The 17020-nt window shown below is 47.5% G+C and carries 13 protein-coding genes and 1 pseudogene; 6 read left to right on the top strand and 8 right to left on the bottom strand.

All coding sequences use genetic code 11. The features are described 5' to 3' along the window. Positions 1-14: 14 nt before the first annotated feature. From OGY13_RS11100 to OGY13_RS11085, 4 genes and pseudogenes are all read right to left on the bottom strand, one after another. Positions 15-284: pseudogene (locus OGY13_RS11100) on the bottom strand (transposase); the annotation flags it as partial. Positions 285-1279: 995 nt separating this feature from the next. Beyond that, entirely contained in the window at positions 1280-2065 is a 786-nt protein-coding gene (locus tag OGY13_RS11095; RefSeq protein ID WP_286637631.1) for a hypothetical protein, read from the bottom strand. Positions 2066-2088: 23 nt separating this feature from the next. Continuing rightward, on the bottom strand, positions 2089-3204 hold the full coding sequence (locus tag OGY13_RS11090) for a toxic anion resistance protein (RefSeq protein WP_007372209.1): 1116 nt from the start codon (positions 3202-3204) through the stop codon (positions 2089-2091). A gap of 6 nt (positions 3205-3210) precedes the next feature. Beyond that, a complete protein-coding gene (locus OGY13_RS11085) occupies positions 3211-3981 on the bottom strand; it encodes a hypothetical protein (protein ID WP_016241598.1) in 771 nt (256 codons plus the stop codon). Positions 3982-4151: 170 nt separating this feature from the next. Between OGY13_RS11085 and OGY13_RS11080 the strand changes: the two genes are divergently transcribed. Genes OGY13_RS11080 through OGY13_RS11065 form a run of 4 tightly spaced genes read left to right on the top strand, consistent with a single transcriptional unit; the run spans position 4152 to position 6248 of the window. After that, positions 4152-4568, top strand: coding sequence for a hypothetical protein (locus OGY13_RS11080; protein WP_016241597.1), 417 nt, complete (start codon positions 4152-4154; stop codon positions 4566-4568). 4 nt (positions 4569-4572) lie between these two features. Continuing rightward, positions 4573-5301 carry a signal peptidase I gene (gene lepB / locus OGY13_RS11075; RefSeq protein WP_007372211.1) on the top strand — a complete coding sequence of 243 codons (729 nt, stop codon included), beginning with the start codon at positions 4573-4575 and terminating at the stop codon, positions 5299-5301. A 6-nt stretch (positions 5302-5307) separates the two neighbouring features. Next, on the top strand, positions 5308-5943 hold the full coding sequence (locus tag OGY13_RS11070; RefSeq protein WP_016241596.1) for a hypothetical protein: 636 nt from the start codon (positions 5308-5310) through the stop codon (positions 5941-5943). Further along, positions 5940-6248 carry a hypothetical protein gene (locus OGY13_RS11065; protein ID WP_016241595.1) on the top strand — a complete coding sequence of 103 codons (309 nt, stop codon included), beginning with the start codon at positions 5940-5942 and terminating at the stop codon, positions 6246-6248. The genes OGY13_RS11070 and OGY13_RS11065 overlap by 4 nt, the downstream gene beginning before the upstream one ends. A 591-nt stretch (positions 6249-6839) precedes the next feature. Here OGY13_RS11065 and OGY13_RS11060 read toward each other — a convergent pair. The 4 genes from OGY13_RS11060 to OGY13_RS11045 are packed head-to-tail and all read right to left on the bottom strand — an operon-like array spanning position 6840 to position 14729. Next, positions 6840-8108, bottom strand: a complete 1269-nt coding sequence (locus tag OGY13_RS11060) for an ISL3-like element ISKpn25 family transposase (RefSeq protein WP_286637627.1) — start codon at positions 8106-8108, stop codon at positions 6840-6842. 4 nt (positions 8109-8112) lie between these two features. After that, positions 8113-11370 (bottom strand): type I restriction endonuclease subunit R, encoded by a 3258-nt coding sequence (locus OGY13_RS11055; RefSeq protein ID WP_009653619.1) that lies wholly within the window; start codon positions 11368-11370, stop codon positions 8113-8115. Next, on the bottom strand, positions 11371-12705 hold the full coding sequence (locus tag OGY13_RS11050) for a restriction endonuclease subunit S (protein ID WP_009653617.1): 1335 nt from the start codon (positions 12703-12705) through the stop codon (positions 11371-11373). Continuing rightward, the gene (locus tag OGY13_RS11045; protein ID WP_009653620.1) at positions 12702-14729 is read right to left on the bottom strand and encodes a type I restriction-modification system subunit M; all 2028 of its coding nucleotides are present in this window, start codon (positions 14727-14729) and stop codon (positions 12702-12704) included. The genes OGY13_RS11050 and OGY13_RS11045 overlap by 4 nt, the downstream gene beginning before the upstream one ends. 158 nt (positions 14730-14887) lie before the next feature. Between OGY13_RS11045 and OGY13_RS11040 the strand changes: the two genes are divergently transcribed. Continuing rightward, entirely contained in the window at positions 14888-15868 is a 981-nt protein-coding gene (locus OGY13_RS11040) for a restriction endonuclease (RefSeq protein ID WP_279653468.1), read from the top strand. Between the two features lie 96 nt (positions 15869-15964). Beyond that, the gene (locus OGY13_RS11035) at positions 15965-16996 is read left to right on the top strand and encodes an IS630-like element ISEc33 family transposase (protein WP_001395480.1); all 1032 of its coding nucleotides are present in this window, start codon (positions 15965-15967) and stop codon (positions 16994-16996) included. The last annotated feature ends 24 nt before the right edge of the window (positions 16997-17020 follow it).

The following is a 17020-nucleotide window of genomic DNA, read 5'->3' as shown; positions in this document are numbered from 1 at the left end:
GTCTGTCGTCAGTACTTTCGCCCAAGAGCCACCTGAAGCGCCTCTTTATCCAGCATGGCTTCGGCAAGCAGCTTCTTGAGTCTGGCGTTCTCTTCCTCAAGCGACTTCAGGCGCTTAACTTCAGGCACCTCCATACCGCCATACTTCTTACGCCAGGTGTAAAACGTGGCATCGGAAATGGCATGCTTGCGGCAGAGTTCACGGGCGGGTACCCCAGCTTCGGCTTCGGCTTCGGCTTCGCGGAGAATACTGATGATCTGTTCGTCGGAAAAACGCTTCTTCATGGGGATGTCCTCATGTGGCTTATGAAGACATTACTAACATCGGGGTGTACTAATCAACGGGGAGCAGGTCACTATTGCCTTCTTTTATGAATTTTACTCAGAAGAAGTTAACCTTTAATCCACGCTAAATCAATTGCTTCCAAGCGTACATCATTTCGCTAAGTAAGCGCTCTAGCGGTTTCGCGCCCGCAAGACCGTGGTTAAAAACTTAATAAGAAATACTAAACGTTAAATCAGCTTATACTGTTGATGGATAGTGCAGGTGTTTGGGAGATTTATTCGTGGATTAACTAAAACCTGCAATTCAGTAACAGCCAAAGTCAATGTCCGTTTTTGGCACAAAGCCGAGATCCGACGAAGTGGTACTTTCCGTGAAAGTTGTGGTGCGATTAATTTGCAACACGTGGTAAGGAGCGGTTGCAATGTGGTGGTAAATTAAGTGCAATTAATCAAGAAGGTGAATCAATGAGTGAACAACTGAACTGTCAAAGCCGCATGGATGCGGCGACAACTCTGTACTTGCCGCAAATAACTATCCCCGTCCTGCTAAACCAATGACGTAACTCCTATCTCTCCCGACTTGTTGGAACAAGTCGCACTCACAAGGTGCAATTAAACACTGAACAAAAATTCATGGATGAATGGTTACCGCCGAAGGACTCGGCGCAAATAAAAAACGTACATACCATTATACACAGTATGTACGTTTGAAATGAAAGCCGCTGACGTTATATGTAAAGCCCTGTCACTCACTCACACGCGAATAGACACTGTTTTTACTATATACTCCATCAGGGCGTTTTATTTTATTTCGACAGATATTTAATATTAGACTCTATCAAATAAGTAAGCCTACGGCCATTTCTAACCGTCAGCAGTATAATCACCACAAAAATTACGGCAAGTATAAAAAATATTAGAGCAGTACTTTTTATAATATATTTAATATAATTGGATTTAAGATCATTTCCCGACTTCCAAGCAGAAAGAGGATTTTAAGCAAGCGCACCAGACTTGTAACCAATGTCATAAATATGGTAATCAATAGCTTTATAAAGTTGTGAATCAAACAGTGTGTTTTTGTCTTTGACACTATCCTCTTTATATTCAGGCATTAACAAAACCAAGTTTCCAAGATGATTTTTATAATTGCTATCAGATACTTTTTCAGCAGTAATTATTACACCTCTGAGTAACAGGCCATCGATATCTCCCAGTTTTTTTGCAGTAGCTGGTTTAGGATCTGCAAGTGCTTTTTCAACTGACTTTCTTAGTAAACTCCCTCTGTCTCCATAGATTTCATACAAAGAGTCCAAGTCTCCAGTTTTCATAGCAGTACTTATTTTGTCGGTATTGTATTTATAATTATGAGGCTCATCACCAAATGCAGCAATAAATAAATTAAACCCTACAAACAATACTATGCAACTTGTCATTATCTCAAGATGTAAACCATTCCCATTAATAATTGCCCCTAGTATTACAATCAATATACATACACCCACACCAACTCTTCCATATATGGAAATAAATGATCCTATCGTATCAAAAGCATTTTCAGGAACTAACTCATTGGAGCGTAGAATGTTGAATATATCGTCAGAAACCTGTTTGACTTGCTCATCTACTGGCATGTCTGATGGAATACAAAACCATAATATTAGAAATATAATAGCGAAGATTAGAGATATAGCTAAGGTAAAATATATAGCTCTATCACGCTTCCGTCTAATAGCATTCTCAACATCATCATATGGATTACTTTGTCTGATTCTAGCCATAGCACATCCTCTAAATTTAACTATTATTTGGAAGACAGTTCTTTTGCTACCATAAAACGCTTCTCCTTCCATTGCGCTGCGCGAGCTTCAAGCTGGGTATGTTGCGTCTTGGCTCGGTCGTGGATTTTTTTAATTTCTCGACCGGCCTCATTGATCTGGTTTGATATGTAATCAATTGTCTCAACATCATATACAGTACGATTAGCTGTTTTGGCTACACGAATACTGCTCTCTTTTACTAACAAAGCTTGACGTCTGGCTTGTTGATTTACAGAATCACCAATTGCCTGAATCAGTAATGAGCTTTTATCACTCCTTTCGGCCTGGTCAATAATAAGATGGCTGCGTTTAGAAGATGGTATCGTTACTTTAATAATAGTTTCAAACTGGTCTACCATCGAGAGGTTATTGAACTTCATCATTTTCATCATCTTTAGGTCTTCAAATGCCTTTTGTTGTTCCGTGATCATGTCATTTCGACGTTTTGTTATGAGGGCGATTTGATGTTCAATATTCATTGCTTCCATGCTCAGCATGGTATTATCAGGCTGATTTTTTAGTTCCTTACGAATAGAAGCCTGAACTGTTTGTAACTTCTCCAGAATGTAATAGGCAGCTACAATGTTAACCCCTGTATTTTTTACACTAGTTAAAGCTTGGTCATACATTCCATCAATATTTTTATTCATTTCAAACAACCCCTCCGATATGCTTTCGATATCCGAGGTTAAAATATCGATTTGTCCTTTAACTGAATCAAATCTTGACATTGCACTAAAATGAAGACCGATGGCTTTCATTATGAAAGGCCCAACATACGGTATCCGTGACAGTTTCTTTTGAAGATAACTTGGTTCGACTGCATTACTGACTTCACGAGCCAGTGCAACAATCTCATTCAGAGTCTCTCCCTTCTTGCCCTGAGATGATGAGCTGACGCTGAGAAGGAGGTTATCAAGATAATTAATATCAGTAGTGTCCTCCAATCGTCCAAAGTTATGCGCGGCATCAATATCACCAATCTGGAAAGATCTGACTGCATCTTTTATTGATGATTCCATACTTACATCAACAGCATATTTATCAAATTCCTTAGCCACTTTGACATCTAATATATCAATACTATTTATGATCTTCATGTTATCTCACCTTATGTTCTTATTTAATTTATTGACCAGCTTCTTGAATTTTTCATGAGCCACTTCATCAATACCACTACAAACACCACTGGCGTTGATGTTCTTAGCCTGCCCTTCCCACATAGGTAATAAATTATCTTTAATATCTCGAAGGCTATCTTTTACATCGACAGCTGTTTCATAGCTCATTTGTGCTTGAACCTGACTTAGTTTTAAACCAACAAGAACTCCCTGAAAGTTATTAACTCTTATCCGTAGCCTGTTAATTGCCATATATTCATTGCTTGTGACACTATAGTCACACTCGTTCTTATTTTTCAGATATGACTCAACAACATCTATGAAAACCTCTAGCTGATGAATATCTTGCGCATAGATTGCCTCCAAACCCTTCGTGATTTCAGCATGAGCGGTTAGCATTTTGAAATGATCAGGTATCCGTTCGCATAGTTTCATAACTACTTTGTTATAAATATCTAGCTGGGCTTTCCGTAAGATTTCGGAACCTGTTAAATGATCGAACATCCGACGAAAAAGATTCTTTTTTCCCTTTGAGAAATTGACTTCCGCTTTTGTCATTGCGTCTATGAGATGGTAAATTTCATCTAAGAGCGACTTTTCAATATCACTCATCTTAACTGCTTCATCAATTGACATTTCATGCCCATTGATGTTGAGGACACATTTTTGATTTGAAATAAGCTCTGGCCCAAATCTATCGTAACTTAATGGGTCTTTAACAAAGGCTTCAACCATCTTAGTGGCATCACTGCTCATTTCAATTCTCCACAAATTTCGATAGAAAAAATTTACCATGTTCTCTTAAACTATCGAAATTCCTGACCATATAATGTCCGTTTTTCGGGGTCGTTTTGCGTTCAAAAAAAGTCGGAGAAAATTTGTCTGTCTATAAGATGGTGTAAACAAGTATAACTATGGTGGATTTCATGGTTAAATTTATACCCATTATGGTGGTAGCGGGCAGAACGCAGGCCAACTCTATTGCCAGGTTTCTACTGGATTCAGTGCTGGTGTGGTCATTATTGTGCTGGCTCAATACAATTATTCCATTCTATGTGCCGTTGGTAATAACCATTACAACATGCACAATTTATGCACGAGTTGGTTATAAAGTATTTTTCAAGCCGTTAACCTTCATGAAAACTAGAAGTTTTTATGTCGATGCTGAAAAACCAACAGTTCAACTCAATTACACATTAGCTGGTGGGCAGGCGAACCAATTTTTCACTTTAGCCCAAAAAACCACCAGCATCCATTTTGTTTACCTTTTCACCTGTCTCGTATACCTGTTTTTGGGTAAATCGCTCTCTAATTACGCAAAAAATATTAAGCGTGGTATATAACTCCATGAAACCGTTAATTATTGTTTTTATCATCTCTGCACTTTACCTCTCTTATCAGCTGATAAGGTCTCGTCGTCCAAAACATTGGTTGATAGTTTCCTCCTCATTGTCGCTTGCGGTTATTGTGTCCTTTCAGTTTCTCGGCGGTGTATTCCTGATCCCGACAGAATCCATGTACCCAACTATAAAACCTGGAGACTTGGTTATCGCTCAGCGTGTAGGTGGTTTATTCGATCATCGCGCTATTAGGCGTGGGGACGTACTCGTTTTTAACGCCCCTTCTGTTCCCGGCGTTTACTATGTCAAACGCGTATTAGGTATTCCTGGCGATACCGTCACATACAACGAAGAGAAAATCTTCTCGATAAACGGTAAACAAAACGGAAACCAGATTAAAAAAGATGGTTTTACTACTCAATACCAGGCAGATACCGACACTGCCGGTCAAAGTTATATCTTCCAGACAGATAACCGTATCGGCTACGTGAAAACGGGTAAGAAATGGATCATTCCCGAAGGATACTACTTTATGGCCGGTGATAACCGAGACCATTCGCTTGATTCCCGTTACTGGGACAATCCCCCTGGCACACCTAGGAACCTCAGAGGTCTCATTCCCCATGATAGTCTCGTAGGGCGAGTAAATTTCAGGATCGTCAATTTAGGCTTTCTGGCGCGTGGGGATTCAGGTGACCGTTCCATTAAACAACGACAGCAGCCGCATCAAAGGTAATCAGTCATGATGATCGAAACCTTTTACAAAACCAATAATGTGGAGGTCAGAAGCACTTACGAGGAGGTACTATCTGCCTACCAATTGTGGTTCAGGTTAACAAACCAGCTCTGTAACGATGAAGGATTCGAAGGTTTTACTGCTCATGATTTTTGTGTGCCTGATTTGTTTCTGCGATCAGTCGAATGCCATATCCAACGTGTGTCTGGTTTCCGTCAATTCAAAGAGCAATGCTTAATTAGCCCCGACAATACTATTCCTTTTGCCCTAAGAACAGACCATGAACATGGCTCTGCGCTATTCAATAGGTTTAATGATATATCGAAGTCTGCACTGACATCGCTGGGTATCGATCCAATACGCTTTGGTAACCCACCATTTGGTTTTGCGAAGGCTGTATTTTCGATTCTGAAAATTCACCATGAAGCAAAATTAAATGGATTAGTTGGGTACAGCCAGTTGTGGGCACTTGAAAACCAGTTCGACGAAATCCTGTTTGTTTGTTCTCTACCCGTAGCAGGCTGCGGGAGAATTCCATTTTATGAGGCTCCAGCCATCCCTCCTTACTGGATACCCATCACGGGAACTGAAGCCATCGACCTCTTTAATACCCACAACACCAAAATGAGGAAGAGAGAATGAAATCTATCACGACTGTTCTTTTATGCTTCCTTATCCTGGGTTGTGGAAGTCGGGATAAATTACCAATTCCCGCAACCAAGGCAATAAACGCGCTTCCAGATGCGATGGCAACCCTTTCTAATGCTGGTCTCTGGAATGAAAATGAACTTTCTGGCGCTGAATTCCTTGAAAACAGTGACAGAAGTATGATAGTTGCGAACTTAACGAGCGTTCCATGCAGAATGGTGTTCAGTTACGTCAAGACTTCAAATCATCCTTATTGGATGCCGAGCCAAATTGCTTGTGAGGGAGATGAGAATGATTAACTAGATACACTGATATGCTTCGTCAATCGCTACACGGTGGTATTCTGTTATACAGGCCTGTAAAGTGTATGAGGAAACCATGAACTCTCTACTCCAGCGTGTTGTGATTTACGCCATTGTGATTCTGATATGTAGCGTTTATTGCGTTCTGTACTTTGTGCCGCTCACTTCCATAAAGACGATCAACGCCATAGGCATTGCAAACTTAGTGGTACTGGCGTTACTCACATGGTTGTTAGTAAGACCACGGTTGTTCCAATTGTGGGGTGGGTATCTTGTACTGTCAGCAATTTATTTAGGTGCGATTTACCCTGATTTTCCATATGTTGAAGAAATCATCGTTTATACATTTGCCCTGATTTGTTTATCAGTCATGTTTTACGATGTATTCATTGATAACTGTAATGGGATACTGAGGCGCACCTTTCTTAGAATTAATTCTGGCTATTTGCATTCTAGGGTTGGAATTCATCCATTCTAACCCTTGATTCTTAGTCGGAAAAAAAGCTGCTTCTGGTTGGATTTTTCTGTTTTTCACCACCCAGCGAAAATCTAACATTGGTTGGATTCTCAGACGCGCCATCTCTCGCGTTAATCCAACTCTCCACCTTCTGCCTGCTTCAACAATGTCGGAATGTGCGGTCCATACTCGACCTTGCCTCGTCCTGCTCGAATACCACTGCCAACCTTGCGGGCTTCTTTGGAGTACAACGTCTTTGCACGGATGATCTCATAGCTATAACCCCGACCTAACCGATTGGACATCTTGATCAAGCCGTTGAGCCCTTCTGTATAGCCATTGGTGATTGAGAACGGCGCATCCCAGTAGGCAAAGATGTCGTCGTAATGGTTGTGTACCGTTTTTACCAGTGTTTTGAAAGGCTCCATGCCATAAAGTGGAAGGCTGTTCTCCCAAGCCTCAAAGGCGTTCTGAGCGCTCTGCTTGTCGGGTTCGTCGTAGATGCAGAAGAAGGCTTCCTTGAAGTCATAGGCCATGGCAAGTGCTGGGATCGCCTGCTTTACAACCTCCAGCGCCTTTTGCTCTGCGGGTGTCAAGTTGCCGGGTCGCTTCAGGGTGATCCAGCGAATCGACTTTTTGACGTAAATGCGATCTTCTTTGCTTAACTGTGCCTGATAGTTCTTGCGCTCCACTTCCAAGGCTTCAGAAGCCATCTTGACGACATGGAACTTGTCGATCACCAGTTTGGCGTTGGGCAGATACTGAGCAAAGGAACGCTTGAAGGGTCGCCACATATCCGTACAGACCCATTCCACCTTGTCAGCATCCGGCAAATCCTTGAAGAAGGGCTTCAAATGCTCTTGAGTTCGATGCTCCAACATATCAAAGACGTTGTTGGTTGCCAGATTGGTGATTACACAGCGATACCCTCCGGCCAGGTTCACTTCGTCAATGCCCATGATGACTGGGGTTTCGTAACGAACGGTTTGGGAGAGTTCCTCAATGAGATCGTGAGCGATGTTCTTGACGGTGTTCACCGCCACACCGGTTTGCTCAGCTAAAGCATGGAAGGTGGTTCCCAGGCACTGTTGCCGAATAACATCGACCAGCCGTTTGGTGGCTCGGCGTTTGTCATCCAGAAAACTCAACTCCGGCATGGACATTTTTCCGCACGACTCACAGCGAAAGCGCGGGCGCTGAACTTCAAGGCGGACGGGCTCCATGTACAACGGCGTGTCCATGAACTTGTTTTTGCGCGTACCGTGTCTGTGCATAGGGATGTTGCAGTCCCCACATAACGGCACCTCGACCGTTACCGGCTCAGCGACTATCACAAGGCACTTGCCTTCGTGGCGCATATCGACCGGCTTGATGCCTGGCAGATTCAGCAGGTCAAGCATCTGCTTAATCCATACCCAGATCGATGTCTTTGCCTTCGCGTAGCAGGTCATACACCATATCAACCAATGCGGTCATGCCCTGACGGTCAGACTTGAGCACCTGGGTTGCCAGCTTCTGATGACTGGACAAAGCACGAACAACAGCTTGCTGCACAGCACCGGGGAGGTTGCCTTTCATAGCCTGCTCACGGGTGTTGCTTTCCACCTGAGCCATGACGACATCGCTTTCACCGGTAATCGCTGAAATCTGATTAACGAAAGCCACCTGATCCTGGATCGGCGTCGCCTCACCAAACAGGCTGTTGAGCCTCTCGATAATCTCTTTGACGAATTTCGGCTTGTCGCCTGCCGCTCCACCACCGCCTGCACCTGCTGGTTGCAATACCGGGGTTTTGCCTTCTTCTTCTACGTCATCGGGTCGAGCATTGATGTCAAAGCCAGTAAGCACCAGGCCTGTCAAGTCCACGGTTTCCGGTGCTTCGTGCTGAAGGCGCTTTTGCAGCAGCTTGGCGAAAGCGGCAAAGTTCTCCAACTCCGGGTCGCCAAAATCAATCAGTTGGGCGATATAGGAATAGGTACGGCAGAAGCGCCCCAGGTCCGACTTGAAGCCCATCAGCGCCTTGATTTGCTCGGCATACTCATCCTGGTGGTGATCGGCAGACTTCATGCCCGCCTCATCACCCCTGGCGCGGGCCTTCTCAAACGCTGCTTCCCAGGTTGCCATGCCATCGCGCAACATTTTCATCTTGTCGTTATACAAGGCCGTCGCTCCAGCTGTAGCGGTATACAGCGCCTTGTGCTGTGGCGATTTAGTATGGGTGATGTCACGTATGGTCTTGAAGCGGGCTTCTTTGAACGCGGCCAAGTCCTTCTCGTCGTACAGGCCGTGCTCGTCCAGTCGCTCCTTGATCTCGTAGACCACATTGAGGTCTTGCACTTCGCTGATGTGAGCGCCTTTGTCATAGGTGGCAAAGGCCTTGCGCACGTTCTCTGGATCGTTCACGAAGTCGATGATAAAGACTTCATCCTTCCCAGGTGCCGTCCGGTTCAGGCGGGCGAAGGTCTGCACAATCTCCACATGGTTGGCGATTTTCTTGTCCACATACATGGCGACCAGTTTGGGCTGGTCAAAGCCAGTCTGGAACTTGTCGGCCACCAACATCACCCGGTATTCCGGGCGGTCAAAGGCAAAGCGCAAATCCTGCCCGTGGACATCCGGGTTCATGCTCTGCTCGGTGAACTCCTCGTTCTCATCGACGATAAACACATCATCCTTGAACTCGCTGTCATCCTGGTGCATCACCTGCTTACCGGTCATCTTGCCGGAGAAGGCCACCAGTGAATGAATAAAGCCGTACTCGCTGTGCTGCTCGATATAGCGGTCAAACGCCTTCTTGTAGCGAATGGCAGCGGCACGGGAGCTGGTCACTACCATCGCCTTGGCCTTGCCATCCAGCCGGTGGGCGACGTTTTTGGTGAAGTGCTCAACGATAAACTGTACCTTCTGGGTCACATTGGTGGGATGCAATGACATCCACTGTGCCAGGGCGCGTTTGGCGGCCTTGCCGCTTACCCGCTTGCTGTCTTCAAGCTGCTTGGAAAGGTTGAAGGCCGTTTTGTAGGGCACATAGCCGTTCAACACATCGAGAATGAATTTCTCCTCAATGGCCTGGCGCATGGTGTACAGGTGGAAGGCTTGCGGCGGGTTATCGTCCGAGATCGGTTGGCTTGGATCTGTCGGGCGACCAAACAGCATCAAAGTGGAGTGCTTGGGCGTGCCGGTAAAGGCGAAGTAGCTGATATTGTCCGGGCGGGCGCGAGACTTTTGCAGTTGCTCCAGTAGTTCATCCACCGTCATGGTGGACATTTTGCCTTGTCCGCTCATCCCCAGCGCGGCTTGCAGCTTAGCGGCGGTAGAGCCAGTCTGCGAGTTATGCGCCTCATCAATGATCACAGCAAAGTTTTTCCCTTTCAGGGCCTTGTCAGTGATGATGGCTTCCATCGCGTAGGGGAAGGTCTGGATCGTTACTACCACAATCGGCGTGCCAGACAACAAGGCATCCGAGAGCTGCTTGCTCTTGGACTTGGATGACTTCTGCCGGTCAATGGCGGCGATCACCCCAAACTGATGGTCAATCTGCTTCACCGCGTCCTGGAGCTGGCCGTCCAGCACATTACGGTCGGTGACAATGATCACGCTGTTAAATACCGCGTCGCCGTTATCTTCGCGCAGTTTCACCAAGTCATGGGCCGTCCAGGAAATGGTGCTGGTCTTGCCGGAACCGGCGCTGTGGTCACACAGGTAGGTCATGCCTGCGCCATTTTCGCGGGCATCGGCCAGCATCTGGTTCACTGCCGTCCATTGGTGAAAGCGCGGGAAAATCAGGGTTTCTTTCTTCGACCAGTTGCCCTGAATATCCACCACGTCCTTTTTCTCGACGTAGACAAAGCTATGGAAAATCCGCAGCCAGGCATCCGGCTGGCAGACCGCCTCCCAGAAGTAGGCTACCGGGTATTCCTGGGTACCATCGGCCTTAATCTCACCTGGCGGGTTACCCGCATGTACAGTGCCGCTTTCGTCATTGCGCCCCTTATTGAACGGCAGGAAAAAGGTGCTTTCTCCATCCAGCTTGGTCGCCATCATGATTTCAGAGTCGGACATGGCGAAATGTACCACTGCCCCACGCTTGAAGGTCAGCAATGGCTCCCGGCGTTTGGTCTGGGCGTCATACGGCAGGCGATCATTGCGGTACTGATCCATGGCCGCTTCGCAGGACTGGGTGAAGTCGGTCTTCAGTTCGACGGTTGCCACCGGCAGACCGTTGATAAACAGCACCAGATCAATGGCAAATTCACGGGCCGGGTGATACTTCAGCTCCGGCACCACGCGCAGTATATTGGCCTGGTAGCGCTCAATGACTGCTGCATTGCGCTTGTCTTCCGGTGCGGCCTCGGTCATCTCGATCAGGCCGCAACCGGCAATGGAAAAGCCCTGGCGCAACACCTGCATGGTGCCTTGTTTCTCCAGTGCTTTATCCAAGCGATCCATCAGCACTTCAAGGGTTTTGGCCCCGTTGAGCCGTTCCAGCTTGTCCCATTTTTCCTGCTGGCCGCTGGTTTTGATCCAGCTTTCCAGGTCTTCGGGATACACCGCCCGCTCGGTGTTGTAGAACTTGGAATCACCCAGCTTCCAGCCCTGATCTACCAACCGGTCGATGATGTATTGCTGGAAGTATTTTTCCTGATGTGCTGCTGATTGCATTTATTGTTTTCCTCGCAAATCAATCTGGCCGGTGACAGCGGCGGTGATAAAGGCGGCGCGGCGTTCTTTGAGCAGGGTGATACTTTGTTCCGACTTGCTAATCAGAGCATCAATGCGGGCGGTTTCAAGGTCGAGGGTGGCTAGAATGGCATCTTGCTCCTTCAGATCTGGAAGAGGTAGACGAGTGTTCGCTACATATTCATGCTCTAAGCTTTCAACAGTAGCTCCTTCTTTTGCCCATATCCCAAGCAACGAGCGGTTAAGACCCTGTACCCACCGAAGTATAAACCGGGGTCTAACCCTAGTTTCATCAAGGCTCAATGCTTTCATGTCCTGATTTAAGCTAACAGGAACATTATTGATCCCAACCGGTATCGTGTGACGAAGAATACCTGATCGAGCAACCAGCAACACCGCTCCCGAGTCAATCAGTTTCGTGGCACTATTTTCCAGTCCTTTGGTAGTTATATGATCTATAGAATCGGTAATCACCTCATGTTTCATATCCTTTGGAGAGACCCAAGGGATGCAGCCGTTCCAATAGTCTGGATTTTCTTTTGATGGCGTACCACCACCAGAGAATGCAGCAACATGCTTTAGTTTTGTCGCCTCCCAGTGCTCCGGCACCTGCCCAATCCACTCAATGCCGGAATCCTTCATCTTGGCGTTGCGGTCTAGTCCCTTGGTGACAGCATGGGTAATCAGCCCCTGCCGCTTTTCCTTCAGTAGCTCGACAAAGCGGTTTTTCTTCTCGATAAGCGCATCAATACGGGCGGTTTCGCGGTCGAGGGTGGCCGCGATGGTGGCTTGTTCGTCAGTGTCGGGAAGCCCGATAGTAAATGACTCAAACAGATCCGTTGGAACTCGCTTTAAGCCTCCAGTGCCTCTCATCTCAGATTTGGCAATTGTTCTGAACTGCTCTTCTTGCAGACGGTAGTAAAGAAACCGGTTATGTCCCTTTCCATTTACCCGAAGAACATTGATTTCAGTAGAGCCAAACCCAATGCCGTTAACCAGACCATTGGCTATCGCTATGTTTCCATTCTCGAAGCAAGGCGTTACCTTGGCGATCAGAATATCGCCATCGCAGAAATAGCTATATCCACCATACACTTCATGAATAGGACGAGTTTCATCAAGTGTTACAGCATTGGTTCTCAGCTTTTCCATAGGGAGAAATGTGCAAAGAGAATCCTTTTCCTCGCTTAAGGTCGATTTCCTGGGATTCAAGGCGGAAATTCGCTTAATCTGCGCAATCTTCCAATGCTCCGGCACCTGCCCAATCCACTCAATGCCGGAATCCTTATACGCGGGATATGCTCTGTACTGGCTCATTCGCTGGCCACCTCCGCCAGTAGCGCGGCAATCTCGGCTTCTACCTGCTTCAGGTCTTCATCAATATCATGCAGCTTGCGCGGCGGCTGGTACTGGTAGAAGAAGCGGTTGAAGTTGATCTCGTAGCCAACGCGGCCCAATTGACCATCCCTGGCATCGGTAAAGCTCTCATCCAGCCAAGCATCCGGCACATGAGGAAGCACTTCGCGGGCAAAGTAGTCGTCGATGTCATCCAGATAGGGGACGTTCTCGTAATCAGTCAAATCTGTGTCTGGCACCAGCTCGCCGTTGGAATCCGTGACTGGCTCGGCTTTCGGGTCTTTGTGACCAAAGGCGCTGATTAGGGCGGTGATCAATGTCTTGTTGGATTTGACCTTGAGCTGCTTTGCTTCATCGGACTTGATCGAGTCCCTAACAAAGGTTTCTGCCCAGCTATAGGGCTGCGTTTGCCCGATCAGCGGCTTGAGGGCTTCACGCCAGAATGTCTGATGCGCATCAGAGAGCTTTTCCCAGGCAGCTTCGGCTTCCAACCGATCCATGCCCACCTTATCCAGCTCCAGGGTCATGCGCAGCGGGCGCAGGACCTTGATACGGCGGTAGCCAAAGGTACGGTAGTCAAGCATCCGGGAAAGCGCTCCGGTTTCGCCTGTGGCGTAGATGTCCAGAATCTGGCGGCGCTGCTCATCGCTGACAATACGGCGCTTGTTGCCCTCGTTGCGGATTGAAGTCCAAAGGTCGGTGGCGTTGATCAACTGCACCTTGCCTTTGCGCTCCTGCGGCTTCTTGTTGGACAGAATCCACAGGTAGGTGGCGATATTGGTGCGGAAGAACAGATCCGTTGGCAGAGCTACAATGGCTTCAATCAGGTCGTCTTCCAGCAACCAACGGCGTATTTCCGATTCGCCAGACGCGGCACCGCCGTTAAACAGTGGCGAACCCGACAGCACGATAGCGGCGCGGCCACCGCCGTTGATCGGCAGTTCTAGCTTGCTCGCCAGGTGCATCAAAAACAGCATGGAGCCATCGCTAATTTTCGGCAGGCCCGGCCCAAAACGGCCCAACTCACCTTTTTTGTGTTCTGCTTCGACGGCGGTTTTGTCCTTCTCCCATTTCTTGCCGAAAGGCGGATTGGACAGGCAGTAGTGGAAACGCTCACCGGCAAACTGGTCGTTGGACAGCGTGCTGCCCTGACGAATGTTCTTCGACAGATCTCGGCCTGGGTCGGACTCCAAACGGCGGATCAGCATACCGGCTACACAAACCGCATGGGTTTCCGGCTCCAACTCCTGCCCGTGCGGCACCAGCACTGGCGGGATCTTGTCGCGGTTACCGTAGTCACCCACATGGTTCATGGCATCGGTGAGGAAGCCACCCGTGCCACAGGTCGGGTCATACAGAGTACGAATCAAACCGGGGCTGGCCTCAAACAGGGCATCATCCGGGTCAAGTAGCAATGCGGTCGCTAGGTGAACGATGTCGCGCGGCGTCATGAAGTCCTCGGCCCCTTCATTGACCTCGGCACCAAAGCGGCGAATTAGGTGTTCGTAGATGTTACTCATCACCCGATCCGGAACCACGTCCGGGTGCAGATCGATCTTGGCGAAGTTCTGGCAAATCTTGTACAGCAAGCCCGCTTTCTCCAGCCGGATCACCGTATTGCCAAACTCAAACTCCTCGAAGATAGCGCGGGCATTATCCGAAAACAGGGCGATGTAGTCTTCCAGATTGCGGCGCGTCTTGGTGCTACCCAAGGTGCCGAGGGAGTATTCAGAGGTGTTGTAGAAGGGGTATTCAGCGGTTGAGCGCAGAATGGTATCCAGCTCGACATCGGCATCCTTGAAAGCGTCATGCGCTTCTCTCACCGCCTCGCGGGTCGGCTCCAGCGCACACTCCAGGCGGCGCAGCAAGGTAAACGGCAAAATGATCTTGCCAAAGTCCGTATGCTTGAAGTCCCCCCAAAGGTCTTCCGCATTCTTCCAAATAAAGTCAGCCTGTGAAGCTGCCGATCCCGTAAATTCGCTCATTCTGGACTCCAACCACTTTTTGCACAGAACGGTACTGGAGTCAATCTGCGAATGTCAACCAGATTTTGCACAAAAGGGGATGGATTTAAATTCTTGGCTAAATTTGCGATCCTACCTCAGAATGCAAATAGCCTTAATTCTGAATGAATGGTGACCATATGGTTTTTAGAAAATTGGCAGCAAAAGGAATGTCCCGATGCGCCAAATTCCAGTGGTGCTTTTTCCTGCTAGCGTCATTAGCTTTATTCTTTCTACATGATGGCCCGTTGGTCATTGCGGGCCTCTTTATTACACAATTGTCTCTCCAGATGTCGATGACCCGTACAGGAAAGGAAGTCTTCGGCGTTATTTTTAATATCCAGTCATGGAGAAACAGTGGTGCTAGCCAGCAAACCTATTTTTTCCGGTGGTATATCGGCTTCCCGATTTCCTGCTTGCTATATATTCTTTCTCTTACTAATTATGTGTACGTTCCAGGCGATTTGTATTATCAGTTTATTGCAAGCAGTACTGATGACCTAGCACTCGTAATGAATCGTTTTGCTGTAGGCGTGAGTAACATACTCCCTGAAATCCTTCGAGGCGCATCTCTAACCCTTTCGATGATGATGTTTGTCGCAACATTGCTAAAAAATGTACAACTTGCTGAAGTACGTCGAATTTACTCCTCCATTCAGGATGGAAATGATTCCCAGAAAATTCTCTCGAATATGACATGGGAGCAATTCGAAAAGATTATAAGACTGCATTTCGAACTCAATGGCTACAAAGCAACTCTGACTAATACAGGAGCTGACGGCGGAGTCGACATTCTGCTGCAAAAAGATGGTCGCCGCGAAATGGTACAGTGCAAATTATGGAAAACCAGCAAAGTAGGAGTCTCGGTAGTCCGCGAAATTTACGGTGTAGTGCAAGCCAATGCATATGAGCGGGGTTATATCATCACCTCTGGGTTCTTTACTCAGGATGCATGGGAATTCGCTCTTAGCGCAAATGTTAAAGGAACATTATCGCTTATCGATGGTTCCAGACTTCTGAAAATAATCAAGGATAAAGAAATCCCCCCGCCTGCCACTGAGATAATAAATGTTGGTCCAGGTGAGAATCAAATATACGATCTTAATGTCATACCTAAATAGCTGCGCGGAATAGTAGATCACTGAAAGGGAACTCAGCCCGGATTGTGCGATCTGATCAATCGCCAAACCAACCAAAATCACCAACCGGACTGAGCGATGCCGATCATAGTACCAATACCCCGTGGCGAACGACGCCTGATGCAGAAAGCTATTCATAAAACGCGTGATAAAAATCATGCCCGCAGACTCACGGCCATGCTGATGCTTCATCGGGGTGAACGGGTCAGCGATGTTGCCAGAACTCTCTGTTGTGCCCGTTCATCCGTTGGTCGCTGGATTAACTGGTTTACGCACTCAGGTATTGAAGGCCTGAAATCCTTACCCGCAGGGCGCTCCCGACGCTGGCCTTTTGAACATATCTGCACCCTGTTACGTGAGCTGATAAAGCATTCTCCCGGCGATTTTGGTTATCAACGTTCACGCTGGAGCACCGAATTACTGGCAATAAAAATCAATGAGATAACCGGTTGCCAGTTACATGCAGGAACCGTTCGCCGCTGGTTGCCATCTGCGGGGCTTGTATGGCGCAGGGCCGCGCCAACTCTGCGTATCCGTGACCCACATAAAGATGAAAAGATGGCGGTAATCCACAAAGCGCTGGATGAATGCAGCGCAGAGCATCCGGTATTTTATGAAGATGAAGTGGATATCCACCTTAATCCTAAAATCGGTGCGGACTGGCAGTTGCGCGGACAGCAGAAACGGGTAGTGACGCCGGGGCAGAACGAAAAATACTATCTGGCCGGCGCACTGCACAGTGGCACGGGTAAAGTCAGCTACGTGGGCGGCAACAGCAAAAGTTCAGCGCTGTTTATCGCTCTGCTGAAGCACCTGAAAGCCACTTACCGGCGGGCGAAAACAATCACGCTGATCGTTGATAACTACATTATCCATAAAAGCCGCGAAACACAGCGCTGGTTGAAAGCAAATCCCAAGTTCAGGGTAATTTACCAGCCGGTTTACTCGCCGTGGGTGAATCATGTGGAACGGCTATGGCAGGCACTTCATGACACGATAACCCGTAATCATCAGTGCCGCTCAATGTGGCAGTTACTGAAAAAGGTCCGCCATTTTATGGAAACCGCCAGCCCATTCCCCGGAGGAAAACATGGTCAGGCAAAAGTGTAGCGGTATTAGGCGCAGCTATTTAGC

The sequence above is a fragment of the Citrobacter sp. Cpo045 genome (assembly GCF_030332875.1).
GTDB lineage: Bacteria > Pseudomonadota > Gammaproteobacteria > Enterobacterales > Enterobacteriaceae > Citrobacter > Citrobacter portucalensis.
Note: the sequence above shows the minus strand (reverse complement) of the source record. Positions and strands in the feature narration are given on the sequence as shown.